Source organism: Limnohabitans sp. 2KL-17, from assembly GCF_003063415.1.
GTDB lineage: Bacteria > Pseudomonadota > Gammaproteobacteria > Burkholderiales > Burkholderiaceae_C > Limnohabitans_A.
This window is the reverse complement of record NZ_NESK01000012.1, coordinates 1-23,969: the sequence shown is the minus strand read 5'-3', so window position 1 is coordinate 23,969 and position 23,969 is coordinate 1. Positions and strand designations below refer to the sequence as shown.

The window sequence follows — 23,969 nt, the reverse complement described above, 5'->3', positions numbered from 1 at the left end:
GGCAGAAACCCGCACAACCCATGGGTACAATCGACGTGTTTTGCCGGGGCCTACCCCTTCTTGATTTTTCTTTTCAAAACTACACATGGCTTTGTTCGTTCATAAATACGGCGGCACCTCGATGGGCTCGACCGAGCGCATTCGCAATGTCGCCAAGCGCGTGGCCAAATGGGCGCGTGCAGGCCATCAGATCGTGGTGGTCCCAAGCGCCATGAGCGGCGAGACCAACCGCTTGCTGGGCTTGGCCAAAGAGTTGGCCCCTGCCAAGCCCAACGAGGCCTTCAACCGTGAACTCGACATGCTGGCTTCCACGGGCGAACAGGTTTCTTCGGCTTTGTTGGCGATTGCCTTGCAGTCCGAGGGCATGCCCGCGGTCAGCTATGCAGGCTGGCAAGTGGCCATCAAGACCAACAACGCCTTCACCAAGGCCCGCATCGAATCGATTGACGATGCCCGCATCCGTGCCGACCTGAACAATGGCCGCGTGGTCATCATCACAGGCTTCCAGGGTGTGGATGACAACGGCAACATCACCACGCTGGGCCGTGGTGGCTCAGACACTTCGGCTGTGGCCATTGCAGCAGCCATGAAGGCGAACGAATGCCTGATTTATACCGACGTGGATGGGGTTTACACAACCGACCCTCGGGTCGTGCCAGAGGCCCGTCGCCTACACACGGTGAGCTTTGAAGAAATGCTCGAAATGGCATCGCTCGGCTCCAAAGTCCTGCAGATCCGTTCGGTCGAATTTGCCGGCAAATACAAAGTGCCCATGCGCGTGTTGTCGAGCTTCACGCCCTGGGACATTGACATCAACGAAGAAGCCGCATCCGGCACCCTGATCACTTTTGAGGAAGACGAACAAATGGAACAAGCCGTCGTTTCCGGCATCGCATTCAACCGCGACGAAGCCAAGATCTCCGTGTTGGGCGTGCCTGACAAACCCGGCATCGCTTACCAAATCCTGGGTGCTGTGGCCGATGCCAACATTGAAGTGGACGTGATCATCCAGAACCTGAGCAAAGACGGCAAGACCGATTTCAGCTTTACCGTGCACCGCAACGACTACGCCAGGACGATTGACCTGCTCAAGGAAAAAGTCTTGCCCTCTCTGGGGGCCGCAGAAGTTGCTGGCGACGCGAAGATCTGCAAAGTATCCATCGTGGGCATCGGCATGCGCAGCCACGTCGGTGTGGCCAGCAAGATGTTTCGGTCCCTGAGCGAAGAAGGCATCAACATACAGATGATCTCCACCTCAGAAATCAAGACCTCGGTCGTGATCGACGAAAAATACATGGAGCTGGCCGTGCGCGCCTTGCACAAAGCCTTCGACCTGGATCAAGCCTAAGTTATAATTAGCGCACTGGAAACGTGACCGAGTGGCCGAAGGTGCTCCCCTGCTAAGGGAGTATGGGGTGTAGAGCCTCATCGAGGGTTCGAATCCCTCCGTTTCCGCCAGTTTAAAACCCCAAGTAATTGATTTGCTTGGGGTTTTTCTTTTGGTGTTGTTCTAGTGCTAGTGCTAGTGCGAAATCGATAGCACTGGAGGAATATCGAAACTCCCATCACAGAATTCAACAGCCCAATTTTCTATGCGTCCCAATGACTGCGTCGATCTGCTCTGAGAAAACTGTCTATAGGTTTGGGCGAATGCCATCATCCATGTTGATTGGCGTGGGGTCGTAGAAATGACGGGCCCCATAAAGTTGGCCTTGCATCACTGCAAGGCCATGGTTTCACACCCTATCCGGGCTTTACGGCGTGGGCTTGGGCGTCAGGTAGTCAAACCCAGGCTTGCAGGACGTAGTCGTAGGCCGCTTGGCCGTTGGTCATGTCCACGCGTTGCAATTTGATTTTCAAGTCATCGCCTTGTTTGACCAGGGTGTGACGGTAGCTCCCGCCGAAATGACGTATGTCGTCGCGACGCATCTCCATCATCTGGAAACGTGAATAAACCTCCACCGTGGTGGCGCTGACGGCTTCAATCACGATGTTGCCCACCATGTGATTGGTGCCCCACTGCGCGGCTTGTGACCAAGCGTTGGGGTGTTGCAAGCGGCTCATGCGAACTTCCATCAGCAATTGGTCTTCTGCAAAGATAGAGGCTTCGCGGCGCCAGTCGGTTTGCGTCGGCGTGGAGGGCATCCAGTAAACACCATCTTCACTGAACAGATGGGTCCAATCACCCCAGGCTTTGTTGTCCAGCAAAGCGGCTTGATGGAACAGCAGTTCTTCAACTTGTCGCTGCAAAGCGGCATCGACTCGGATGGCTTTGGGGATATAACCCTGGCTTGGCTTGCGGCCACGGCCCATGTGATCGGGTTCGATGGAATCCGCGCCAGACATCGATTGAATGCCTTCAATCACAACACCTGTGCCCAGTGCATCTTTGACTTCATTGGTTTTCATGTGTGTGGACTCCTGTTCAGGCTTTGGCCGAAGGTTGAATGGCGGCGCGGATATACGATTCCCAAGCCTTGAACTGATTGCGCATCACGACTTCGCTGGTGCCGTTGTTGGAGTACAAAACACCATCTTTTTCGGTGTCTCCACCGTAGTTGCGGTGCAAGCTCACCCATTCGCCACCATTGGATTCCAGTCCCAGTTGGCCCTTGGTCCAATTTTCCAGGTCGTCGGCATTGATCATGGTGGCGGGTGAGTTCACCAAGTTGAAATACCACAATGCACGTTCGTAGATGGCCTCTGACACACCTTTGAGTCGGAAGTGCCAAATCTCGGACAGCGTTTTGTTTGGAGCTATAGGCCTCAAGACCCGCACTTGTTGCAAGGGCGACTGAACCGACAAATACGGGTAGATGAGGACGTGGTGAATGCTGCGTGCCAAATATTCTTCACCTTTTTCTTCGCCATACGCCTTCTTGATCAAGGCCTCGTATTCGACGGTGTCAGGGTCCGTAGGGCGCAAGCCCATGTAGGCTTTCAAAATGCCGTGGCCGTATTTGAAGTTCACCGTTTGCACGGAGTCCCACTGGTCAAAGCTGGAGGCAAAGGTGGACAGGTAATGGAAGAACAAAGGCGCATCGCCTTTTTCCTTTTTTAGGCGCTGCTCCACTTTGCGCGCAGACACCCCCGTCGACTGGTGAGTGACGGAAGGGTGCAAGGCATCCAGTTGGTTCTCCATGAAGAATTTCCAATTGGACTTTTGCATCACGCGGTGGCAGACGGGGACGGCTTCCACTTCACCCACGGGTGACCGGTCGCACATGTCATCAAAGGCCACTTTGGCGTCACCTAAAAACTCCACCAAAGTGGGGCCTTCTTTGGACAAGCTGGCAAACACGAAACCACGGTAGCTGTCGACGCGGGCGGCTGCCACCATGCTGCAATCTGCATCCTTGGTGTTCAAGCGGGTGCCGTCGTAGCCTTTGACCAGGGGGATGGCTTTGACTTTTCCGTTCAGATGAAAGCTCCAGGCATGGTACGAGCAGACAAAGCCTTTGCCTGTGTTGCCACTTTGATTGCCACACAGCTCCACACCGCGATGGGGGCAGCGGTTGTAAAGCACTTTGACGCTGTTGTCGATGTCGCGCACCATGACCATGGGTTGACGCCCGATTTGCATGGTGAAGTAGTCGCCGACCTCTTTGACTTGTGACTCGTGGCCACAATAGACCCAAGCCTTTTCAAAAATGTGTTCCATTTCAAGATCAAAAAGTTTTTGATCCGTGTAGACGCTCTTGTGAACGCGGTCTGGTTGAACCAGTTGATCTAAATCTATCGATTGCATGGAAACTCCATTTCAGGGCTTGAGATGAACACGAACCCGTAACTTATCGCAGGTTGGAACATTGATCTACAACAATTCATGCTTTTTCCATTACCATAGGTTATGGATTACAGAAAAGTTCAGCTCTTCCTGGCGGCCGCCCGCTACGGCAATCTGACAGAAGCTGCGGCGTCGATGGAAATTTCTCAACCGGCGCTTTCCAAGAGCATCAAGGCCCTCGAAAAAACCCTGGGGGTGCGTCTGCTCGAAAGAGGCCGTTTTGGGGTTAGCCTCACGCCTTTTGGACAGGCCCTCATGGAACATGGGCGCGTCATTGAGGCGGAGATGCGCAATGCCGTGGGTGAAATCAATCCATGCGAGGGGCCCAACGTGGGCATGTGATGGTGGGCTGTGGCCCGACAGAAGCCACACGGCTTTTGCCATTGGCCCTCAAAGTGCTGGCCGGTCAAAACCCGGAAGTCCATGTCACGGTGTTGTATGGATTGAACGAGGCTTTGATGCCTTGGGTCAAACAAGGGGAGGTTGATTTTGCGCTGTCATCTGTGCCTGCAAGATCAACGGATACAGAATTGGTTCACGACTTCTTGTCGACCGAACATGCCACCGTGGTGGCTCGCGCAGACCACCCGCTTTCAAAATACAAAGTGGTCACACCCCAAATGTTGCTGAAATACCACTGGATTTTGCCCAGGCAACGCGAGTTGGAACGGCTGGCATTTGACGATTATTTTGTGGTGCATGATCTGGAGCCACCTGTAGCCCAAGTCGAAACAACCTCGACCGTTTTGATGAAATCCATGGTCATGCAAAGCGAGGCCTTGACCTTCATTCCGAAAGAATTGATTTATTGGGAAGTGCGCGCAGGGCAACTCAAGGCGCTGGAAGCCACAGGCCACCAATGGGAGAGAAGGGTGGGCATCACGCGGCGCCGCAAAGGCACCTTGAGTCCTGCCAGCAAGCTGCTCATGCAAGCCGTGAAATCGGTGGCGCAGTCGTTTTAAGCTCAAACGCCCAAATAGCGCGTCCACAACTGGCGATCATCCCGCAGCGCCTGCGAGCTGCCTGCCCAGGCCACTTGACCGCGCTCCATGATGAGATGGTGGGATGCGATGTCCACCAATCGGTTCACGTACTTGTCCACCACGATCAAGGTCTGCCCTTCCTCGCTGAGCAGTCGCAGGCATTTCCAGATTTCTTCGCGAATGAGCGGTGCCAAACCTTCGGTGGCTTCGTCAAGAATGATCAGGCATGGGTTGGTGACCAAAGCACGGCCAATAGCCAGCATTTGCTGTTCCCCCCCCGACAGCTGAGAGCCCAGGTTGGATTTGCGTTCAGCCAACCGGGGGAAAAGTTCGTAGACGCGGGCGGGCGTCCAAAGCCTTGGGCTTTTGTGTCGGTTACTGACAAAGGCTGTGAGGTGTTCGTCCACCGTTAAATTGGGGAAAACCTGTCTTCCCTCGGGCACCACGGCGATGCCAAGCCGCGCAATTTTGTCGGTGCTTTGGTTGGTGATGTCATGGCCATCAAAAATAACCTGGCCACCCTGAACGGATTTGAGACCCAGAATGCTTCGAATCAGCGTGGTTTTGCCCATGCCGTTGCGGCCAAGCAAGCCCATCGATTCGCCCGCCTTCAGGCTGAAGTCAACGCCGAACAAGACCTGACTCTCTTGGTAAGCCGACTGCACATTGCGTACTTGCAGCAAGCTCATGCGTTCTCCTCGCCCAAGTAGGCGGCGATGACTTGTGGGTGGTGCCTGATTTCGGTAGGGGTGCCCGTGGCAATGACCGCACCGCTTACCAACACGGAAATTCTGTCGGCAAGTCTGAACACAGCGTCCATGTCGTGTTCAATGAGCAAGATGGCCGATTGTTCGCGCAATTTCAGGATGAGGTTCAAGATGCGCTCAGACTCCACCGGGCCTGCGCCTGCCATGGGCTCATCCAGCAGCAATAACTTGGGTTGCGTAGCGACAGCCAGACCCAGCTCCAGAATGCGCTGCTCACCATGGGACAGTTCGCTGGCAGGGTCGTTGGCGCGGTGCGCCAGACCCAGGTCGCTGAGCAGGTGCATGGCGTGGTCTGTCAGAGCCAAATCTTGGCTCACGGGTTTCCAAAATGAAAAACTATTTCCCATGCGCGCCTGGATGGACAAAGCCACGTTTTCCAGGGTCGTGAAGGATTTGAAGAGGCGGGTGATTTGAAACGAACGCGCCAGACCTGAGCGCACGCGCTCGTGGGTTGACATGCCCGTGATGTCCTGACCCTTGAAGAAAATCTGCCCGCTGTCACTGGGCAGCAAACCTGACAACTGTGCCACCAAGCTGGTCTTGCCCGCGCCATTGGGGCCAATCAGGGCATGAATTTCATGTGGTTGGACTTGCAGGCTCACGTGGTCCGTGGCCAACACGGCGCCAAACTTCTTCACCAAATTTTGAACGTCGAGCAAAGGTGCTTGGCTCATGAATGCCCCTTGACCTTGAATTTGGGTGGACGGTTAAAAAAGGTCGAAAGCCCCTTGGGTGCCAACAACACCACTGCCAGCAAGAACCACCCGATATAGAACTGCCAATACACCGTGTGTTCAGCAATCAAATCTTCCAAAATGAGCAAGACCAAGGCGCCCCACAAACCGCCTGAGAGGGTTCCTACACCTCCCAAAATGACCATCACCATCAAGATGCCCGATTGCGTCCAGTGCATCAAATTGGGACTGACATAGTTTTGATGGTTGACCATCAAGGCGCCCGCCAGGCCACCCAAAGTACCGGCGACGGTGAACAAAACCCATTTGTAGGTATAGGCTGGAAACCCGATGGCTTCTACGCGTGTGTCGTCGTCACGGATGGCCAAAATCACTCTGCCAAAGCGTGACTTCATCATGCGCGAAATCAGGATCAGGGTGATGACCAGTACAAACAGGACAACAAAGTAAAACGTCAGATCATTTTTTAAATTCAGCCCCATGCCAAAGTTGGATCTGAACTTGATGTTCAAGCCTTCATCGCCCCCATAAGCCTTGATGGAGTTCACCAGGTAGTAAATCATTTGGGCAAAAGCCAGTGTGATCATGATGAAGTAAACACCACGCGTTCTCAAGGAGATGGCGCCAATCACAGCGGCTGCCAAAGCCGACACGGCCATGGCCACAGCAAAGTTCACCCAGCCATTGGTCACACCCTCTGTGATCATGATGCCAACGGTATAGGCGCCAATGCCCACGAACGCAGCATGTCCAAACGAGACCAATCCGCCAAAACCTAAGATGAGGTTGAGGCTGCAAGCCGCAATGCCGTAAATCATCATGCGGCTGAGCATGCTGATGTAAAAATCCTGGCCGCCGACATGCAGCGCCAATGGCAATGCAATGGCCAGTATCAACAACAAGGCCCAGAGCCAGGGTGGTGTTTCACGTTTCATCTTGACCTGGCTTAAGAGCGACCTGAAAACAAGCCTTGTGGGCGAACAAAAAGAACCAAGGCCATCAAGAGATAGACCGAAATCGAGGCGACGGCAGGGCCGGCAGCACTGGCAAATTGGGGTGAGAATATTTCTCGAAACAGATGCGGCAGCAGGGTCCGTCCCAGCGTGTCGACAAAGCCCACCAGGATGGCCCCCACAAAGGCGCCCCAGACCGAACCGATACCGCCAATCACAATGACCACAAAGGCCAAAATCAGGATGTTTTCACCCATGCCCACTTGAACAGCCAGCAAAGGGCCCAGCATGGCACCCGCGACAGCGCACAACGCAGCACCAATGCCAAAGACGCCGGTGAACAGGGTCCTGATGTTGATCCCCATCGCCATGGCCATCTCTCGATTGGAGGCGCCTGCACGAACCCAGGCCCCCATACGGGTTTTGGTGACCAACAGAAACAACAACAGGGCAATGGTCAAGCCCACGCCAATGATGACCAACCGATAGCTGGAGTACATCAATCCGGGTAACAGTTCTACGGGGCCAGACAAGGCTTGGGGCGCAGAAAGGGGGAGATCAGATCCCCAAATCATGCGAACCGATTCGTTGATGATGAGAATGAGCGCAAACGTGGCCAAGACTTGGGATAAGTGGTCTCTGGCATACAGCGTTCGCAGCAGCGTGGCTTCCAAAACCATGCCCACCACGGCGGTGAGCAAGACGGCCAAGATCACACCCAGCAAGAATGACTGGGTCAGCTGAACCAGCCAGGCGGCCAAGAAGGCCCCCACCATGTAGAGCGCGCCATGGGCCAGGTTGATCATGTCCATGATGCCGAATACAAGCGTCAAACCAGACGCCAGCAAAAACAACATCAAACCAAACTGCAGGCCATTCAAGGCCTGCTCCAACATCAAAATACTGCTCATGGGGAGACCTTAGCCCCCGTTATTTCATGGGGCAGTCTTTGACATAAGCGTCGCCATGGTTGGTCAAAACCGGCTGACCCACAATCCGATTGACCAGCCGGCCCTGTGCGTCTTTTTGAATCTCGCGCAGGTAGTAGTTTTGAATCGGATACTGGTTGGTATTGAAGCGGAAGTCGCCACGCACGGAATTGAACTTCACCGTCTTGAGCGTTTTGATCATCAGGTCTTTGTCCTCGACCTTGCCGTTTGCCGCCCGCACAGCAGCATCGATCAGGAGCGCAGTGTCATAGCCCTGGGCTGCGTACAAAGTCGGCAGGCGCTTGTATTCTTTTTCAAACTCGGCCACAAATTTCTTGTTGGCTTCGTTGGGCAAATCCATGCCCCAGTGTGCTGTGTCAAAAATACCGAGCATGTCGTTGCCCACTGCACGGATCACGTCCTGGTCAGCGCCAAAGCCGGGCTGAATCAGGCGGATGTCCTTGTTCAGGCCTGCTGCCATGAACTGCTTGATGAAGTTGATGCCCATCCCGCCCGGTAAAAAGGTGTAGACCACTTCGGGTTTGGCTGCCCGAATCTCCGCGAGTTCAGCCGAGTAGTCGAGTTGTCCCAGTTTGGTGTAAACCTCACCGTTGACGTTGCCTTTGTAGAAGCGTTTGAAACCCGCCAATGAATCTTTGCCGGCTTGGTAGTTGGGTGCCAGCAAATAAGCAGACTTGACTTTGAGGTTGGTAGCGTATTGACCTGCAGCTTCATGGTAGGCGTCGTTGGGCCAGGACACCGCAAAGAAGTAGGGCGTGCACTGCGCGCCTGCAATCGGCGAAGGTGCTGCGTTGGGGCTGAGGTAAATGGTTTTGTTCTCCACCGCTTCGGGAAGGCCTGCCAGCATGATGTTGGAGAAGACAACGCCCGTTAAGAAATCGACTTTGTCGCGTTTGACATAGCGCTCGAACAATTGTTTGCCCACATCGGGTTTGAATTGGTCATCAGAAATGGACACATCGGCGGGCAATCCGCCCAGTTTTCCACCGTTGAGCTTCACTGCCAGCATGAAGGCATCGCGAATGTCGACACCCAAAGCTGCCGAGGGGCCAGACAGTGTGCTGACAAAGCCCACTTTCACTTTATCGGCTGCCAGCGCGGGTTGCATGGACAACGTGGCCGCGGCGGTGAGGCTAACAAGACTTTTAACGAGCGGAAAAGACATGATGAACTCCTGGTGAGACCGATAAAAAAAGAAAGCACCTGCCCCTGGGGCACCCTGCATTCTTAGCCGAAAATTGATGCATTGAAATCAGTGTTTTCCCGTTTAACAGGTGAACTTTTTCACCCAATCCATGCGGGCAGCCATGTGGCAATGCCGGGTATGAAAAAGACGGCCAACAACAAAATCAAACTCATGACCACATAAGGGCCAACCGCCAGGAAGATGTGCCCCATCGTGACCGAGGGGGGCGCGACACCGCGCATGGTCATCAGCAGCAGGCCATGGGGTGGCAGCAGCAAACCCAGTTGCATGCAAATGAGGAACATCACGCCAAACCAGATGGGGTCCACGCCCAAGGTGTTCACAATGGGCATGAAGATCGGCAAGGTGATCATCATCATGCTCACCTGATCGACAAAGATGCCCAGGAAAATGAGCATCAGCATCATGCCGACCACAATCCAGGTGGTGGACAAGCCTTGGCCCGTGATGAACTGCACCAAGCCCGTACTGGCACCCGAGAAGGAAAGTATTTGGGCAAATGTGGTGGCACCCAAAATGATGAACAAAATCATGCCCGAGATGCCAGCTGTGCCCTTGAGGGCTTTCAACACGGCCTGCCACTTCAGGGCTTTGTAAAACGCTGCCAACACCATGGTGGCAAAAGCACCCAATGCGGCACATTCGGTGGGGGTGGCCCAACCTGCTGCCAAGGCCCCAACCACCACGCCAAAAATGGACAGTGTGGGCAAGACATAGCCAAAGAAAGGTTGCCAGCGAGCCCAGCCTGTGTGATGAACCACATCGGATTCAGTGGGCGCCAAGTGTGGGCTGATTCGAACGCGAATGATGATCCAGGCCACAAACGAAATGGACAGCAACACGCCCGGCAAGACGCCACCAATCAGTAATTTCGAAATGGAAATTCCCGACAAGGAACCCAACAGCACCGTCAAGGCAGAGGGTGGGATGAGCATGTCCACCGCGCCAATGGCCATGATGGGACCCGTGGCGATGGTGGGGTGATAGCCCCTGGCCAGCATGACGGGCAGCATGAGTGCCCCGAGCATGGCGGTGGTGGCAATGGTCGAACCTGAGATGGCAGAGAACACGGTGCCCGCCACCACAGCCACCACAGCCAAGCGACCCGGCACGCGCATGATGAGTCGCTCCACGCCTTCAATGACCTTGAAGGCCAGACCTGTGTGAAACAGAATCTCGCCCATCAGCACAAACAGCGGAATGGGCGTCAGGGAGAACGCCATGACCGAACTGACACTGCTGCGAACCAGTTGCACCAAGCCAGGTTCACCGCCCATATAGAGCCATGCCCCCAAAATATTGACCGCAATGAAGGTCAGTGCAACGGGCATCCCAATGAAGAGCAAAACCGTTGAGCCTCCGAGCATGAGGCAGGCCGCAAATTGCCAGCTGCTCATGCGGCGCTCACTGCGTCATTGCGTGGGCCTCGTTCAGCCAACCACAGCCGGTGCATGCGAAACAACATTTCAAGGCTGAGCAATGTAAACACAAAGGGCAGGGGGGCCAACGACCACCATTCAGGCGTGACCAATGTTTTGATATTGAGCGAATTGGCGGTGTAGCTGGCCCAGGTGGCCTGCACACCGTAAAAGGTCATGATCAGGCAGCAGGCCAATCCCAGCGTGTCGCCGACCCATTCAAACGCCCAGGCCAATTTGGCCGGAATGGCCTGAAGAACAATGTCAACGCGGATGTGTTGACCCTGGCGCAGCAGCCAAGGTGAAACACACAAGGTGACGCCATACAAAATGAATTCTGAGACCTCGTTGCTCCAGCCGATGCCCTGGGGGCCGCCGCTGAAAGCGAAGTTGCGCAGTGCCACATCGGTCACGATGATGAGCATCATGACCAACAACATCAGGCATCCAAACAGCGCCAGGGCGGAAATCAATCGCCCATAGGCCTCAGAAAGTTTGGAAATCATTTAGAGAACAGCGATTTGAATTTGGCCGCGATTTCTGGGCTTTGCTTCAATGCAGATGTCCAGGCAATGTCGTAAGCCTTGTCTTTGAATGCCTTGCTGGTGGCCGCGTCAAAGGCAATGGTTTGGATGCCGGATTTGGCTTGGCGTGCCGTTTCTTCTGCGGCATAACGAACCCAGAACGTGTTCTCTGCCTCTAAAGCCAGCAGTTGTTTTTGCAAATAAACGCGTTGTGCATCGGTGAGCTTTTTGAAGGCAGGCAGGTTCATGACCAAAGACACTTCGGCATCGTAAAAACCGGGGTCAATGCGGAACTTGGTTTTCTCGTGCCAGTTCAGGTCAAAAATGCCGCCAATGGGCCAGCCATAGCCGTCCACCACGCCACGCTCCAGTGCTGTGTAGACCTCGCCAGGCGGCGTGGTGATCACATTGGCATTGAGCGATTGGAAGAAATCGCGATAGACGGGGGTGATGCGAATTTTCTGGCCACTCAAGTCGGGTTTGTCGACCTTCTTGTTGGTGTAGATGTGAAAGGGTTGGTTTTCAACGATGCGGGCCAAATATTGCATGTTGCCTTTTTCGTTCCACACCTTGTTTATGGCATCAAAGGAGCCGTTTTTGCGCTGCTCTGCCACGGTCATTTGGGTGAGCTTTAAAAAGTCGGCCTCGGGCATCACATTGGTGTAAAAAGCCCCGGTATTCAAGGCCATGTCCACCACACCGGTTTTGACCGCGTTGCCCACCTCGAAGGTAGGGATGGCTTTGGGGCCACCGATGAAATTGATTTGAAGCACGCCCTTGCCTTCGGCGTTGACTTTGTTGATCCAGGGTTGCAGGCGTTGCACATAAATGCCGTTTTCTGCAAAGGCACTGACCAGTCGCAGTGTGACCTCTTGGGCCAACACGGTGGTCGCGCTTGAGGCGGCAAGGACCCATAGCAGGGCGGATTTGATGACTCTTGTTTTCATGGGGTGTCTCCGGGTTTGGATGGTTCAGTTAAAAAATGGTGAGCCTGAAGTGCTGTGGCGTTCAGTTGTGCTGCAGTAAACCTTGCGCCTTCAGGCTTGTCAACAGTTCTTGTTCGGAGTCGTCGCTGAGCGCAATGGTTTGAAGCTTGCGAAGTTGGCCCGCGGCATCGGCGTCGTTTTGCAGTTTGGGCAAGGCGCTCATCAGGCGTTGAAAATTGCGCCAGCCTCGGCTGTGGGTCTCGCCATAACCTTTGACCAATTGTTGCGCCTTGACCACTTGGAGCGCCAAGCTGTTGTTGGCCTGAAGCAAATTCTCCACGGTGTTCAACCAATCGCTGATCCGCTCTTGTTCATGGCTGTAGCGCAAGGAATAGGGGCGGGTGGCCCGCAGTTCTGCAATCGCGTACAGCAACAAATAGCCTCTGAGGGAGGTTGTTTTCACAATCCGGCCCTGTTGCGTGAAACGGCCCAACAACTTGCGGGCCCAGTTGGTTTTGAGAAGCCACCGTCCCACCGGCGCTGGCAAGGTGTCGGCAATTTCTTCAAGGCGGGGGTGTAAAAACTCGTTGATGTCCAGCAGTTGCTCAGAACTCTTTTTCACTTCGCCACGCACTCGGTCAAAGCGTGAGCGCCTGATTTTCAGATCTGCCACACGCACCGTGTCTTCGTAACTCATCCACAGCGCCAGATGCCTCGCTGCCTCAGCCACAATCTCGTCGCCCAGTGCACTGGCCTCTGCCTTTTGGTTCAGCAGGGTCAGTCGGTCCAGATAAAGGGTGGCGTATTTTTCACTTTGGTAATCCGTCAAGCGAGCAATGCCTGCCATGAGATTGGCTTGCGCTGCAGGCCTGAAGTCTTGCTGAATTCTTTGTGCCATCGCATGGAGTCGAGGGCCCACAGCCGGCAACTGCGGCAACTGCGGTGCAGCAGGCTCATGCACTGGCGTTGCTGCCGCAGCGTTGTGGGGCAGCAGTTGTTGCTGAGCCGCTTGGTGCCCTGCGGCAAAAGCTTGAAGGCTTGACGCGACCCCAATGCCACCGCGTCGAATCGTGTCTTCGAACTGCTGGCGTGTGAAGGGCAACTGGCAAGATGCCGCCAGGGCGCCGTACAAGGCCGGGCCTATCAGGCTGCCGGACTGGCTGGCAATGGCAGAGAAATCGGCCGCAATGAACTGGTGCGCAGCGGCTTGGGCGCCTGCCATCAATTTGGCCGAGTCCATTCGGCCATCACCCATCGCAATGCGCTCGGTCATGGCATAGACGCGGTGCGATGAAGTAATCAGGGTGGTGCGCTCGGGGTTGACCAATCCGCGCTGGAGTGCACGGCCCGCTTCCATCAATTCCGAGGCCAGCACAATGTCGACATGCCCTGGGAATGGGCTGAGTGCAAAGACCGGTTGGCGTGCATCGGGAATGCTCGCTTTGTCAAACATTTCAAGGTAATAGATGGTGGCGCCAGTGCGTTGGGCCACACCCGGCACCGAGGTGGTTTGGGCCAGAAAACCATTGTGTTCTGCCAAATCCACCAGCCAGTCGGCCAGCACACCGCCGCCTTCACCGCCCATGGCCAGGATGGCGATGGTGATGGTGATGGCGCGGGTTTGAGTCGTTGTGGATGTTGTTGTCATTGTCATGGGCATGTCACTCAGACTGTGGCAGTGATGCCCGCAAGGCGACGTTCAATGCGATTTTGCAAACGGCCAATGACCCAGGTGCGGATTTTTTCTTTGAACTGGTCCCAGCCGCTGGGGTTGTTGATGATTTCAGCGCGGTAAAACGAAGGACACAAAACGGCCGCGTGCGCCACTTCGCCACACAAACCGCAACCGACACAACTGTCGTCAACGGCCGCGACGGGATCGGTTCTCAAGGGGTCAGGATTGGTTTTGATGCTCAGGGACGGGCAACCCGACAAACGAATGCACGAGTGGTCTCCGGTGCATGTGTCGGGATCAATGCCGAATTTTTCGCGTACCACGCGTTCGCCTTGCTGGATACGCTGCTTGATTTGTGGTTTGACGCGACGCTGGCGATTGAGCATGCACTCGCTTTGCGCCACGATGACCTTGGGGCCCTTCACCGGGGTGGTCAGTGCCTCGCGCAGGGCACCCCGCATTTGATCGAGGCTGTAGGTATGCGTGACTGTTTTCACCCAGTCCACCCCCACGCCCTTGACGGCTTTCTCGATCGGGTTGTTGGTGCTGCGAATCGGGTTGATGGCTTTGGATGACAAAACATCTTGGCCGCCAGTCGCGGCAGAGTAGCCGTTGTCCACCACCAGCAACACGTTGTCTGTTTGGTTGAAAACCGCATTGCCCACGCCGCTGGTCAGTCCGTTGTGCCAAAAGCCGCCATCGCCCATGATGGCCATGGTGCGGTGTTCTGTCTCGGGGGTATTGAATGCCGAAGCACCCGCCCAGCCCAAGCCGTAACCCATGGTGGTGGCGCCAATGTTGAACGGCGGCAAAATGGAAAACAGGTGGCAACCAATGTCGCAGCTGATGTGGCGCGGCCCCAGTTCCCGTTCAATGAGTTTCATCGCCGTGAAAATGGGGCGCTCAGGACAACCCGTGCAAAAGGAGGGCGGTCTGGGCAGCACTTGCGCCGTCGCGTCTGCGATGGCCTGCGTCACCAGCGCATTCGCTGGCACCGCTGGCGCATCTACGGCCCCTTGGCCCAAGCTCTCAGGCGCATACAGTTCAACGAAACGCCGGATGCCTTGCAACAGCACCCCGCCGGTGTATTCGCCCGCCATGGGTAAAAACTCTTTGCCATGAACACGTGTGGCCACATCGGCTTTGCGCAATATGGCGTGGATGTTTTGTTCGATGAAATCGGGCTGTCCTTCTTCCACAATGAGCAGCCCGCGCTTGCCGGTGCAAAAGGTTTTGAACTCTTCGTCCACGAGTGGGTAGGTCACATTCAATACATACAGCGGAATTTTCGACTCACCGAAAGCATTCGCCAAGCCCAATACCTCCAGGGCGCGGAGCACGCCGTTGTACAAGCCGCCTTGCATGACGATGCCGAAATCCTGGGCTGTTGGCGCAAAGAATTCATTGATGCCATGGTCTTGAATGAATTTGACGGCAGCAGGCCAGCGGTCCTTTACCTTTTCTTGCTCGTGCAAATAGCTCGATGGGGGCAACACAATGCGGTTGACATCCCGTTTGGGATGCTCGATGGCATCTTTCAACGTGAATTTGGGGCGCACATTGTCTTTGGTGGCAAATTGCCCGTGCACATGGCATGCCCGAATGCGCAGTTCCAGCATGACAGGCGTGTTGCTGGCCTCTGACAACTCAAAGCCTGTTTCAACGGCCTTCACGATGCTGGGCAAATTGGGTCTGGGGTCCAGCAGCCAAACCTGCGATTTCATGGCGAATGCATGCGAGCGCTCTTGCATGATGCTGGAGCCCTCGCCGTAGTCTTCGCCTACTATGATCATGGCCCCGCCAATCACACCGCCTGAGGCCAAATTGGCCAAAGCGTCAGACGCCACATTGGTGCCTACCGTTGATTTGAAGGTGACCGCGCCCCGAAGTGGGTAGTTCACAGAAGCCGCCAGCGTGGCTGTGGCCGTGGCTTCAGAGGCGCTGTGTTCAAAATGAACGCCCAGTTCGGACAGGATGTCGTTGGCATCGGTCAGCACATCCATCAAATGCGAAATGGGTGCCCCCTGGTAGCCCGCCACATAGGACACGCCAGACTGCAGCAGGGCCTTGGTGACCGCCAAAATGCCTTCGCCGTGAAACTCTTCTCCTGCACCCAGCTTGAGTTTTTCGACCTCCGCAAGGAATGAACGTTCTGCCATTTGCGCGATGTCCTTCGTGAGCGAACTCTGGTTGAAATTGTTGAATAAAGTTCAATTTAGGATAGTTTTTTTCATTCGACAAATGGATAAATTAAATGAAGCACATTTGTTTGGTGAATAATTAGGTCAAACCCTGAGAAGGAAACCGGCATGAATTTTCGGCAGCTTGACCTCAACCTTTTGCGGGTGTTGGTCGCCATTCACAGAACGGGCTCCGTCACCTTGGCGGGGAAGTCTCTGGCCTTGTCGCAGCCGGCCACGAGCAATGCCTTGGCGCGTTTGCGTGACTATTTTGAAGACGAGTTGTTTGTCCGGGCGCCCACAGGCCTCAAGCCCACCCGCTTGGGTGAGCAATTGGCCACCGATGTGCATGAGCAATTGTTAGCCCTGGAGACCCAACTGGTCGGGCGCCAAGAGTATGTCCCCGCAAACAGTGAAGTGCACTGGAAAATCTCCTTGTCAGATCTGGGCGAGATGATGTTTCTGCCCAAGCTGGCGTCCACTTTGCGGGCCGAGGCGCCGCATTCACGCTTGTCCAATATTTCAGTCAACGCCGACCAGGTAACTGCAGCGCTCGAGTCGCGCGAAATTGACATGGCGATCGGCATCTTGGCGCCAGAGCATCGCGGCATTCGATCCGAGCTTTTGTTTCATGAGCGCTACATGGCCGTGACGTCCCTGGGCTGGAGGCCACCCAGTGGGCGAGCAGGGAAAACCTTGAGCGCGGACCAATTGCGTCAGTCCGGCTTTGCCGTGGCTTCACCCACCGCCACTTTTCATGGCAGCGTGGAGAAAATGTTGTCGCGCATGAAATTGGAAGACCGCATTGTGTTGCGGTCCAGGCACTTCAGTGCCATGCCCGACATCGCCCGCCAAACCGATTTGGTGGCCATCATTCCCGAGATGTATGTGCGTGAACTGAAATGGCGCCAAGATCTTCGAATTTGGGACATCACCGATGCGCCTGTGTATGAAGTCCGAATGGTCTGGCATAAAAGTACCGACAACGACTCGCGTCACCAGTGGATGAGGCAGCTGGTTTGCAGGTTGTTTCAGCGGTAAGAAAAATAATTTTGGAGGGCACTGCGCAGTTTTTTCTCTGGACTTCGGTGACGTGAAAGTGGGAGCAGATACGGTTGGCCAGTGCCTGGATGCTGGCGGTGCCCACTCGCGCGGCGTTATGCGGCAGGTTCTTGCGCTTGCGCCAGCGGGACAGATTGTCGGCATGGCAGAAATGCTTGGCACCACGGCAAAACAGGTTGTGGTCCAGATACGTGACCATGGCGCGCTCATAGTGGTTGACCAGCGAGGCCAGCTTTATAGGCGGCAAACAACTCGTTGTGCCGGGTCTCTGACATGGCGGCAATGTCTAACTTTTCAAATACCGTGCGCCCCGCAAAGTAGCGGGACAGCAGCACAATGGGCATGTGTCGGAAAAAGTCCCTGGTCTAGTAGTGACGGGCCATCGTTTTTCTCCCTTTGGTGTGGTGAAATACACTCTAATGAAGCTTATTGCACTAACTGTAACTTGTCCGTCCGGGTTAAGTATTGAATTGCAGTGGGTGCCAATCGGATAACGGACAGGGACAGGAAAATAAATCAATGGCACTCTCGCTCAATAAACCCAAGCTCGACAACCTCACCAACGAAATCTGGAAGTCAGCCGAGCGCTTGCGTGGCAAGTTCAAGTCGTACGAATACCAAAGCGTCATCCTGCCCATCATCGTCATCCGCCGCCTGGAATGTGTGCTGATGGCGTGGCGCGAGGCCAAAAGTGCCGAGGTGCTCGCCAAACGACCCAACCTCACGCCCGAGGCACTGGCCAAGCTGGTGAAAGACCTGGAGCTCAACCCCAAGCAGTCACCGTTCTCCAACGCCACCACCTGGACGTTGCGGGGCGTCTATGAAGACGACCAAACGCTGCTGGCGGAAAATTTTCGCGCTTACATCAATGGTTTTTCTGCCAATGTGGACGAGATCATTCAGCACTTCAACTACCGCGCCACCATCACCACCATGGTGGCTTACAACCGGCTGGCCCCGATCCTGAACCAGTACAAAGAGCTGCCCCTTGGTCCCGACCAACTCTCGGGCCTGGAAATGGGCTACATCTACGAAGAACTGTTGCGCCGCTTCTCGGAGCAAAGCGGCGACGAAGCCGGGGAACACTTCACCCCGCGTGAAGTGGTGCGCCTGATGGTGGAGCTGCTCGACATCCCGATACCTGAGCGGCATTTTTCCGTCTATGACCCGGCCAGTGGCTCGGGTGGCATGTTGTCTGTCTGCAAAGAACACCTGCTGGACCGGGCCAGCACAGCGGCTGAAAAAGAGCGGGTGGAACAGTTTCTGACCATCCACGGCCAAGAGCTTTCGCCTACCAACTTTGCGGTATGTCAAGCCGACCTGCTGATCAAAAACGACCAGAGCGCCAAAGTCTTTTTAGGCAATTCGCTCATCCCGCACGACCCGCACAGCCGCGACCCCGGCGACCAGTTGCCTGAAACCAAATACCGCTTTAACCGCATGCTCAGCAACCCGCCCTTTGGCGTGACCTGGGGCGGCAAAGACGGCTACGAACTGGAAGCCCGCAAGCTGCAAAAAACCCGGTACAGCGCCGGGTTGCCCCGTGTGAACGACGGTGCGCTGCTGTTCCTGCAAACCATGCTGGCCAAGATGGTGGCCCCCGCCGACGGTGGCAGCCGCACAGCCATCGTCTTCAATGGCTCGCCGCTGTCCAATGGTGACTGCGGCTCGGGCGAGAGCGAAATTCGCCGCTGGATTTTGGAAAACGACTGGCTCGACGCCATCGTCATGCTGCCCGATCAGCTCTTCTACAACACCGGCATCTTTACCTACATCTGGCTGCTGCGTAACGACAAGCCCGCCAGCCACAAGGACCGCGTGATGCTGATCGACGCACGCCAGCAATTTGAGAAAGAGCCCAAGGCCTTTGGCAACAAGCGCAATCGCATGACCGACGCGCACCGGCAGTGGATTGAAATCCGCTATGCCAAAGGCTGGGCGAAGAGTTTTGACGATGCCAACGTCAAGCTGTTCAAGACGAAGGACTTTGCCTTTCACAAAGTCAAGGTCGTGTTCTGGCAAACCGACGCGCATGACGAGCCCGCCACCCTGACTGAGCCGTATGAGAAAGCCTTTACCGCTGCCAACCTGAAGAAGGAGCAAGAGTTTCATGACAGCGACATCACATTCCGGGTGCGCGTGAAGGTGGACGACAAAGTAAAAACCATCACCGTCGCTTTGACACCCGCCGACAGTGCGGCTAAGAAACTCAAAATTGCACTGGGCCAGACCCTGGGTGACTGGCCCGAGATTGTGTCGGTGGAGTGGACGCACCGCCACTATGTGGCCGACGACGAATACATCCCCCACGGCGAAGACATTGCCGCTTTCCTGAAACGCGAAATCGCCAAACCCATCATCCGTTGGGAAGACAGCCCGCAACTGGGCTATGAAATCCTGCCCAACAAATACTTCTACCGCTACCAGCCGCCGACACCGGCCAAAGACTTGCTGGCGCAGTTCTGGACGTTGGAGAAAGAGGCTGAGAAGATGTTGGAGGGGTTGGCGAAATGAGCGTTGTGCAGCCCGCGTCGGCGTTGGCCGCGCAAACTGTTTGGCCGGTTGACCGAGTCAAAGATCACGCATGGAAGATTGGTAGCGGTGTCACTCCTACGGGTGGCGCGGCAGCCTATCTTGATGCCGGGGTACCGCTGTTGCGAAGTCAAAACGTGCATTTCGACGGCCTTCGGCTTGACGACGTTGCCTACATCGGTGAGGACACGCACGATGAAATGGGTGGCTCGAAGTTGCGTCCTGGCGATGTGCTGTTGAATATCACTGGCGCATCCATTGGCCGATGCGCGTTTGTGCCTGACAGCTTTGGTGAGGGCAACGTCAATCAGCATGTGTGCATCATCCGTCCCGCAGCAAAGCTGAACTACAAGTTTCTGACCTATTGCCTGTCTGCCCCGTGGGGTCAAGATCAGGTTTTTGCAGGTTTTACCGGGGCTTCGCGGCAGGGCTTGGGTCACGCGATCTTGGTGAAATACAGGTTCCGATGCCCCCCTTGCCCGAGCAACACCGCATCGCCGCCTATCTGGACGCAAGCTGCGCCGCCATCGACGCAGCAGTCTCCGCCAAGCGCCGCCAGCTCGACACCCTGGATGCCCTGCGCAAATCCATCATTCAACGGGCGGTCACGTGGGGCATTGCATCCGACACCGTTCTTGAATCCACCGGCAATGCGTGGCTAGAGAAAATACCACGCGGCTGGAAACTGGTGGCCCTAAAACGCATTTCCGAGATTCGGGGCGGACTGACCCTTGGCAAACAATACGAAGGTGAGCTGATTGAACGCCCGTATTTGCGTGTCGGCAATGTGCAAGACGGCCACCTTGATTTGGCCGACGTGTCCGTGATCGAACTTCCGGCCAGCGTGGCGGCAGGCGTGCAGTTGTGCCCGGACGATGTGTTGATGACCGAGGGCGGCGACCTGGACAAGCTGGGGCGTGGTCATTTGTGGCGCGGCGAGATTGCAGGCTGCCTGCACCAGAACCATATCTTCGCTGTGCGCTGCTTCCCGCACAAACTCAAGCCCATGTTTCTAGCTTATGCCACCGCTGCCCAATACGGGCGCGACTACTTTGAGGCCACGGGCAAGAAGACCACCAACCTGGCCAACACCAACGCCACCAAGGTCGGCCAGTTCCCCATTCCCTTGCCGCCGCTGTCAGTACAGACGGCCATTTGCGCCCACCTGGATGCCAAGACAGCCGAAGTGGACCGCATCACCGCAACGATCACCGCCCAAATCGACACCCTGACTGCCTACCGCAAATCCCTGATCCACGAATGCGTCACAGGCCAGCGGCGGGTGACGGAGGCGAACGTTCTGGCCGTTGTATGAATGCCATGCTGAATCTGTCCCATCCCGCAGTTGCTATTGTTTTAGTAGCTGCTTGCGCACGTTCTACGAGGGCTACAGGCCGATTTGGCATAAATTATTACCATCAGAAGGTGCAGACTGGTCGTGCAAGGGCTGAAGCGACCATGGCACGCCGCCGGTTATCCGCCAAAGGGGAGGGTCAATTTGTCCCCCCCCCTTTTGGGAGCACGGAAGTGAGAAATGGGTCTGTACAAGTTGTACCTATCCAGGCTTGCCAAAGTAGGTAAGCTATGGGGCACCCTATCCAAACCACCCCAATAGCTCCCATTTGAGAGAACCATGCCGGAACTCGACTCCATTACCGTCAAAGGCTTCAAGAGCATTGCTTCCATCGAGAAGTTGAAACTTGGCGCAATCAATGTCGTCATCGGCCCAAATGGTTCCGGCAAATCCAACTTCATTGGAGTGTTCGCTTTCTTGCACGCCATCCGCGCGGGGCACCTGCAGGACTACGTGATCAAGGCAGGCGGGGCCGACAAGGTGCTTCACTTTGGCGCGAAAGTTACCCAAAAACTAGACATTCATGTTTCATTCAAAGGCGAGAGGAATCAGTACCGGCTGATCCTTGGACCGACAGATGCGGATGAACTCGTGCCCACCACGGAGCTGGTTTATTTTTGGGACAAGGTGAAGCACCCAGGGCAGCCCTATAGCGAGGGTGTGGCGCGTGTTGGTAAGGAAGCTGGCATTAGCGCCCAGAATGCCTCGCAGATTGCCAACTTCGTGCGCGACCATCTCGATCGCTGGCGTCTCTACCATTTTCACGATACAGGCTCCACGTCGCCGATGAAGAAAACGGCGGATGTCAATGACAACCGCTACCTGCGTCAGGATGGCTCCAACCTGGCCGCATTTCTTTACTACCTACGCGAGAAACACGAGACCTCATACAGCCTGATCCGTCGAACGGTGCAGCGTGTCGCACCGTTTTTCGATGACTTTCAACTGGAACCGCAAAAGCTGAACCCCGACAAAATCCGCCTGGAGTGGCGGCATAAGGGGTCAGATGCCTACTTTGATGCACCGGCACTGTCGGATGGGACGCTGCGTTTCATTGCGCTGGCTACGCTGTTTTTGCAGCCCGAGGCTTATCGGCCTTCGGTCATATTGGTGGATGAACCTGAATTGGGCCTACATCCGTTGGCGATCACCTTGCTGGCTTCGTTGGTCAAACAAGCCTCTGTAACCACACAGGTGATCATCTCCACGCAGTCCCCTTTCTTGCTTGATCACTTCCAGCCGGAAGATGTGCTGGTGGCAGACCGGGTGGACGGTGGCACACAGTTCACTCGGCTTGACCCTAGCAAGCTCGACTCGTGGTTACAGGACTACAGCTTGGGCCAGCTTTGGGAGAAGAATGAATTGGGCGGCCGCCCTGGGGTCGAGTAGACGCATGACGCGCTTGCTGATCCATGTTGAAGGTGAAACGGAAGAAGCCTTTGTGAACGAGGTGCTGGCCCCGCACCTCTACGGTTGCGGCTACACAAGGGTAAGCGCCCGGCTGGTTGGCAACGCCCGTCAGCGCGATCGGCGTGGCGGCATTCGCGCCTGGAGCGCAGTGCGCAAGGATATTCTTCATCACCTGAAAGAGGACGCGGGCTGTCTCTCAACGACCATGGTGGATTTCTATGCGTTGCCTCAAACAGGGGACCGAGCGTGGCCGGGCCGTGCGCAAGCTGCGCAACTTGCCTTTGCGCACAAGGCCCATGCGGTTGAAAGCGCATTGCTGGCAGACATCGGCCATGAACTCGGCAATGGCGTTGAGGCCAGCCGCTTCGTGCCTTTTGTGATGATGCATGAGTTTGAGGGCTTGCTTTTTAGTGATGCAGCAAAGTTAGGCCGTGGCATTGGTCGACCCGACTTGGCACCACAATTTCAAGCCATCCGGGATCAGTTTGGTACGCCCGAGGAGATTAACGATTCACCTCAAACTGCGCCTTCCAAGCGGATTTTGGCTCTGTTCCCACGGTACGAAAAGCCTTTGATGGGGACTTTGGCGGTACTCGAAATTGGGCTTGATTCCATTCGTCAGGAATGCCCCCTGTTTCGGACTTGGTTGGAGCGGCTAGAGCAGCGGCTAAAAGTGGTGTGAAATAGGTATGGCAAAGAAACCCCCGGAGCTTGTTTTTCAAAAGCACATCGCCGACTTTCTGGTGCGCGTGCACAAATATGGCGTGTTGGACCAGGCAGACATTCATGATGCCGAGCAGAGCATTGCCGAGGATGCGCTGTGGGCTTTCCTGACCGCCACCCAGGCGGATACGCTCCAAAAACTGACCGCCGACTACGGCACCGATGCGCGGGACGAGGTGTTCAAAGCCTTGCGCAGCGAACTGGCCCACACGCCACTGTGGATGCTGCTGCGCCATGGCTTGAAAGTGCGGGCGCTGGAGTTTCGGCTGTTTTACCCCAAGCCCCGCTCCAGCGAGAGTGCTGCCGCGCAGAAGTACGGGCAAAACCGCATCACCTTTCGGCCGCATTTTTACTTTGGGGAGACGAACCAAGAGATTGACTTTGTGTTCTTCCTCAACGGCCTGCCTATCGTTGCGCTGGAGTTGAAGCACGAAAAAAACCAGACGGTGCATGACGCTGTGGCGCAGTTCACAAAGCGCGACCATACGCGCAAGATTTTTCAGCATCCATTTTTGTACCTGGCTGCCGACACCAGCGATGTGAAAGCCGCCACAGACCCGCGCCGGGAAGAGAACTTTCGTTGGCACAACATGGGGCTGACAAATAAGGCAACCGATGACACCGAATACCCAGTGGAGTTTTTGTACCGCGAGGTGCTGGGCCGGGATGCGCTGCTGGAAGCCTTATCGTTCTTCTTAGCAGGCTGCTGAAATACTCCCATGTTTAGGTCCACGCCGAGCCCCTGAGAAACGTTAATTGTTGAGCAACTACACGGACACATGATGCGCGGCGCTGACACCTTCACCGAGAGCCTTTTCACGAT

Annotated in this window: 21 protein-coding genes and 1 tRNA gene; 10 read left to right on the top strand and 12 right to left on the bottom strand. The window is 55.6% G+C overall.

Translation table 11 applies throughout. The features are described from left to right. Positions 1-85 precede the first annotated feature (85 nt). The gene (locus B9Z45_RS07445; protein WP_108406597.1) at positions 86-1,348 is read left to right on the top strand and encodes an aspartate kinase; all 1,263 of its coding nucleotides are present in this window, start codon (positions 86-88) and stop codon (positions 1,346-1,348) included. Between the two features lie 17 nt (positions 1,349-1,365). Continuing rightward, positions 1,366-1,458: transfer RNA gene (locus tag B9Z45_RS07440), tRNA-Ser, on the top strand. Between the two features lie 324 nt (positions 1,459-1,782). On the opposite strand, the gene B9Z45_RS07435 is transcribed toward B9Z45_RS07440, so the two are convergent. Next, positions 1,783-2,409, bottom strand: coding sequence for an aromatic-ring-hydroxylating dioxygenase subunit beta (locus B9Z45_RS07435; RefSeq protein WP_108406596.1), 627 nt, complete (start codon positions 2,407-2,409; stop codon positions 1,783-1,785). Between the two features lie 16 nt (positions 2,410-2,425). After that, on the bottom strand, positions 2,426-3,661 hold the full coding sequence (locus B9Z45_RS07430; RefSeq protein ID WP_158270393.1) for a Rieske 2Fe-2S domain-containing protein: 1,236 nt from the start codon (positions 3,659-3,661) through the stop codon (positions 2,426-2,428). 189 nt (positions 3,662-3,850) lie between these two features. Between B9Z45_RS07430 and B9Z45_RS07425 the strand changes: the two genes are divergently transcribed. Continuing rightward, the gene (locus B9Z45_RS07425; RefSeq protein ID WP_108406594.1) at positions 3,851-4,129 is read left to right on the top strand and encodes a LysR family transcriptional regulator; all 279 of its coding nucleotides are present in this window, start codon (positions 3,851-3,853) and stop codon (positions 4,127-4,129) included. Further along, the gene (locus B9Z45_RS07420) at positions 4,102-4,749 is read left to right on the top strand and encodes a LysR substrate-binding domain-containing protein (protein ID WP_108406593.1); all 648 of its coding nucleotides are present in this window, start codon (positions 4,102-4,104) and stop codon (positions 4,747-4,749) included. Before B9Z45_RS07425 ends, B9Z45_RS07420 begins: the two co-directional genes overlap by 28 nt. A gap of 2 nt (positions 4,750-4,751) precedes the next feature. On the opposite strand, the gene B9Z45_RS07415 is transcribed toward B9Z45_RS07420, so the two are convergent. The 10 genes from B9Z45_RS07415 to B9Z45_RS07370 form a co-directional block, all read right to left on the bottom strand. Continuing rightward, the gene (locus B9Z45_RS07415) at positions 4,752-5,453 is read right to left on the bottom strand and encodes an ABC transporter ATP-binding protein (RefSeq protein WP_108406685.1); all 702 of its coding nucleotides are present in this window, start codon (positions 5,451-5,453) and stop codon (positions 4,752-4,754) included. A 2-nt stretch (positions 5,454-5,455) separates the two neighbouring features. Further along, entirely contained in the window at positions 5,456-6,211 is a 756-nt protein-coding gene (locus tag B9Z45_RS07410) for an ABC transporter ATP-binding protein (RefSeq protein ID WP_108406592.1), read from the bottom strand. Then, positions 6,208-7,167: a branched-chain amino acid ABC transporter permease gene (locus tag B9Z45_RS07405; RefSeq protein WP_108406591.1), complete on the bottom strand. Its 960-nt coding sequence runs from the start codon at positions 7,165-7,167 to the stop codon at positions 6,208-6,210. Before B9Z45_RS07405 ends, B9Z45_RS07410 begins: the two co-directional genes overlap by 4 nt. A gap of 11 nt (positions 7,168-7,178) precedes the next feature. Next, positions 7,179-8,096 carry a branched-chain amino acid ABC transporter permease gene (locus B9Z45_RS07400; protein ID WP_108406590.1) on the bottom strand — a complete coding sequence of 306 codons (918 nt, stop codon included), beginning with the start codon at positions 8,094-8,096 and terminating at the stop codon, positions 7,179-7,181. Positions 8,097-8,115: 19 nt separating this feature from the next. After that, on the bottom strand, positions 8,116-9,300 hold the full coding sequence (locus B9Z45_RS07395) for an ABC transporter substrate-binding protein (protein WP_108406684.1): 1,185 nt from the start codon (positions 9,298-9,300) through the stop codon (positions 8,116-8,118). A 119-nt stretch (positions 9,301-9,419) separates the two neighbouring features. Beyond that, positions 9,420-10,739 (bottom strand): TRAP transporter large permease subunit, encoded by a 1,320-nt coding sequence (locus B9Z45_RS07390; RefSeq protein WP_108406589.1) that lies wholly within the window; start codon positions 10,737-10,739, stop codon positions 9,420-9,422. Then, a complete protein-coding gene (locus B9Z45_RS07385) occupies positions 10,736-11,266 on the bottom strand; it encodes a TRAP transporter small permease (protein WP_108406588.1) in 531 nt (176 codons plus the stop codon). The genes B9Z45_RS07390 and B9Z45_RS07385 overlap by 4 nt, the downstream gene beginning before the upstream one ends. Further along, positions 11,263-12,231, bottom strand: coding sequence for a TRAP transporter substrate-binding protein DctP (gene dctP, locus B9Z45_RS07380; RefSeq protein ID WP_108406587.1), 969 nt, complete (start codon positions 12,229-12,231; stop codon positions 11,263-11,265). Before dctP ends, B9Z45_RS07385 begins: the two co-directional genes overlap by 4 nt. A 61-nt stretch (positions 12,232-12,292) precedes the next feature. Then, positions 12,293-13,864: an indolepyruvate oxidoreductase subunit beta family protein gene (locus B9Z45_RS07375; protein WP_233252118.1), complete on the bottom strand. Its 1,572-nt coding sequence runs from the start codon at positions 13,862-13,864 to the stop codon at positions 12,293-12,295. A gap of 11 nt (positions 13,865-13,875) precedes the next feature. Continuing rightward, positions 13,876-16,044 carry an indolepyruvate ferredoxin oxidoreductase subunit alpha gene (locus tag B9Z45_RS07370; protein WP_108406586.1) on the bottom strand — a complete coding sequence of 723 codons (2,169 nt, stop codon included), beginning with the start codon at positions 16,042-16,044 and terminating at the stop codon, positions 13,876-13,878. Between the two features lie 150 nt (positions 16,045-16,194). Here B9Z45_RS07370 and B9Z45_RS07365 point away from each other — a divergent pair, with 150 nt between their 5' ends. The 6 genes from B9Z45_RS07365 (at position 16,195) to B9Z45_RS07340 (ending at position 23,856) form a co-directional block, all read left to right on the top strand. Beyond that, on the top strand, positions 16,195-17,106 hold the full coding sequence (locus tag B9Z45_RS07365; protein ID WP_108406585.1) for a LysR family transcriptional regulator: 912 nt from the start codon (positions 16,195-16,197) through the stop codon (positions 17,104-17,106). 540 nt (positions 17,107-17,646) lie between these two features. After that, positions 17,647-19,641 (top strand): type I restriction-modification system subunit M, encoded by a 1,995-nt coding sequence (locus B9Z45_RS07360; protein ID WP_108406584.1) that lies wholly within the window; start codon positions 17,647-17,649, stop codon positions 19,639-19,641. A 484-nt stretch (positions 19,642-20,125) separates the two neighbouring features. After that, positions 20,126-20,974 carry a restriction endonuclease subunit S gene (locus tag B9Z45_RS07355; protein ID WP_108406583.1) on the top strand — a complete coding sequence of 283 codons (849 nt, stop codon included), beginning with the start codon at positions 20,126-20,128 and terminating at the stop codon, positions 20,972-20,974. A gap of 318 nt (positions 20,975-21,292) precedes the next feature. Then, entirely contained in the window at positions 21,293-22,402 is a 1,110-nt protein-coding gene (locus B9Z45_RS07350) for an AAA family ATPase (RefSeq protein WP_108406582.1), read from the top strand. Beyond that, positions 22,371-23,105, top strand: coding sequence for a DUF4276 family protein (locus B9Z45_RS07345; RefSeq protein WP_108406581.1), 735 nt, complete (start codon positions 22,371-22,373; stop codon positions 23,103-23,105). Before B9Z45_RS07350 ends, B9Z45_RS07345 begins: the two co-directional genes overlap by 32 nt. Positions 23,106-23,112: 7 nt before the next feature. Next, complete coding sequence (locus B9Z45_RS07340; RefSeq protein WP_108406580.1) at positions 23,113-23,856, top strand: type I restriction endonuclease; 744 nt, start codon at positions 23,113-23,115, stop codon at positions 23,854-23,856. The last annotated feature ends 113 nt before the right edge of the window (positions 23,857-23,969 follow it).

Excerpts from the sequence above, each read along its gene's own strand:
- B9Z45_RS07445 (WP_108406597.1), top strand. The coding sequence starts at position 86 with ATGGCTTTGTTCGTTCATAAATACGGCGGCACCTCGATGGGCTCGACC.
- B9Z45_RS07435 (WP_108406596.1), bottom strand. The coding sequence starts at position 2,409 with ATGAAAACCAATGAAGTCAAAGATGCACTGGGCACAGGTGTTGTGATT.
- B9Z45_RS07430 (WP_158270393.1), bottom strand. The coding sequence starts at position 3,661 with ATGGAACACATTTTTGAAAAGGCTTGGGTCTATTGTGGCCACGAGTCA.
- B9Z45_RS07425 (WP_108406594.1), top strand. The coding sequence starts at position 3,851 with ATGGATTACAGAAAAGTTCAGCTCTTCCTGGCGGCCGCCCGCTACGGC.
- B9Z45_RS07420 (WP_108406593.1), top strand. The coding sequence starts at position 4,102 with ATGCGAGGGGCCCAACGTGGGCATGTGATGGTGGGCTGTGGCCCGACA.
- B9Z45_RS07410 (WP_108406592.1), bottom strand. The coding sequence starts at position 6,211 with ATGAGCCAAGCACCTTTGCTCGACGTTCAAAATTTGGTGAAGAAGTTT.
- B9Z45_RS07405 (WP_108406591.1), bottom strand. The coding sequence starts at position 7,167 with ATGAAACGTGAAACACCACCCTGGCTCTGGGCCTTGTTGTTGATACTG.
- B9Z45_RS07400 (WP_108406590.1), bottom strand. The coding sequence starts at position 8,096 with ATGAGCAGTATTTTGATGTTGGAGCAGGCCTTGAATGGCCTGCAGTTT.
- B9Z45_RS07395 (WP_108406684.1), bottom strand. The coding sequence starts at position 9,300 with ATGTCTTTTCCGCTCGTTAAAAGTCTTGTTAGCCTCACCGCCGCGGCC.
- B9Z45_RS07390 (WP_108406589.1), bottom strand. The coding sequence starts at position 10,739 with ATGAGCAGCTGGCAATTTGCGGCCTGCCTCATGCTCGGAGGCTCAACG.
- B9Z45_RS07385 (WP_108406588.1), bottom strand. The coding sequence starts at position 11,266 with ATGATTTCCAAACTTTCTGAGGCCTATGGGCGATTGATTTCCGCCCTG.
- dctP (WP_108406587.1), bottom strand. The coding sequence starts at position 12,231 with ATGAAAACAAGAGTCATCAAATCCGCCCTGCTATGGGTCCTTGCCGCC.
- B9Z45_RS07375 (WP_233252118.1), bottom strand. The coding sequence starts at position 13,864 with ATGACAATGACAACAACATCCACAACGACTCAAACCCGCGCCATCACC.
- B9Z45_RS07370 (WP_108406586.1), bottom strand. The coding sequence starts at position 16,044 with ATGGCAGAACGTTCATTCCTTGCGGAGGTCGAAAAACTCAAGCTGGGT.
- B9Z45_RS07365 (WP_108406585.1), top strand. The coding sequence starts at position 16,195 with ATGAATTTTCGGCAGCTTGACCTCAACCTTTTGCGGGTGTTGGTCGCC.
- B9Z45_RS07360 (WP_108406584.1), top strand. The coding sequence starts at position 17,647 with ATGGCACTCTCGCTCAATAAACCCAAGCTCGACAACCTCACCAACGAA.
- B9Z45_RS07355 (WP_108406583.1), top strand. The coding sequence starts at position 20,126 with ATGCCCCCCTTGCCCGAGCAACACCGCATCGCCGCCTATCTGGACGCA.
- B9Z45_RS07350 (WP_108406582.1), top strand. The coding sequence starts at position 21,293 with ATGCCGGAACTCGACTCCATTACCGTCAAAGGCTTCAAGAGCATTGCT.
- B9Z45_RS07345 (WP_108406581.1), top strand. The coding sequence starts at position 22,371 with ATGAATTGGGCGGCCGCCCTGGGGTCGAGTAGACGCATGACGCGCTTG.
- B9Z45_RS07340 (WP_108406580.1), top strand. The coding sequence starts at position 23,113 with ATGGCAAAGAAACCCCCGGAGCTTGTTTTTCAAAAGCACATCGCCGAC.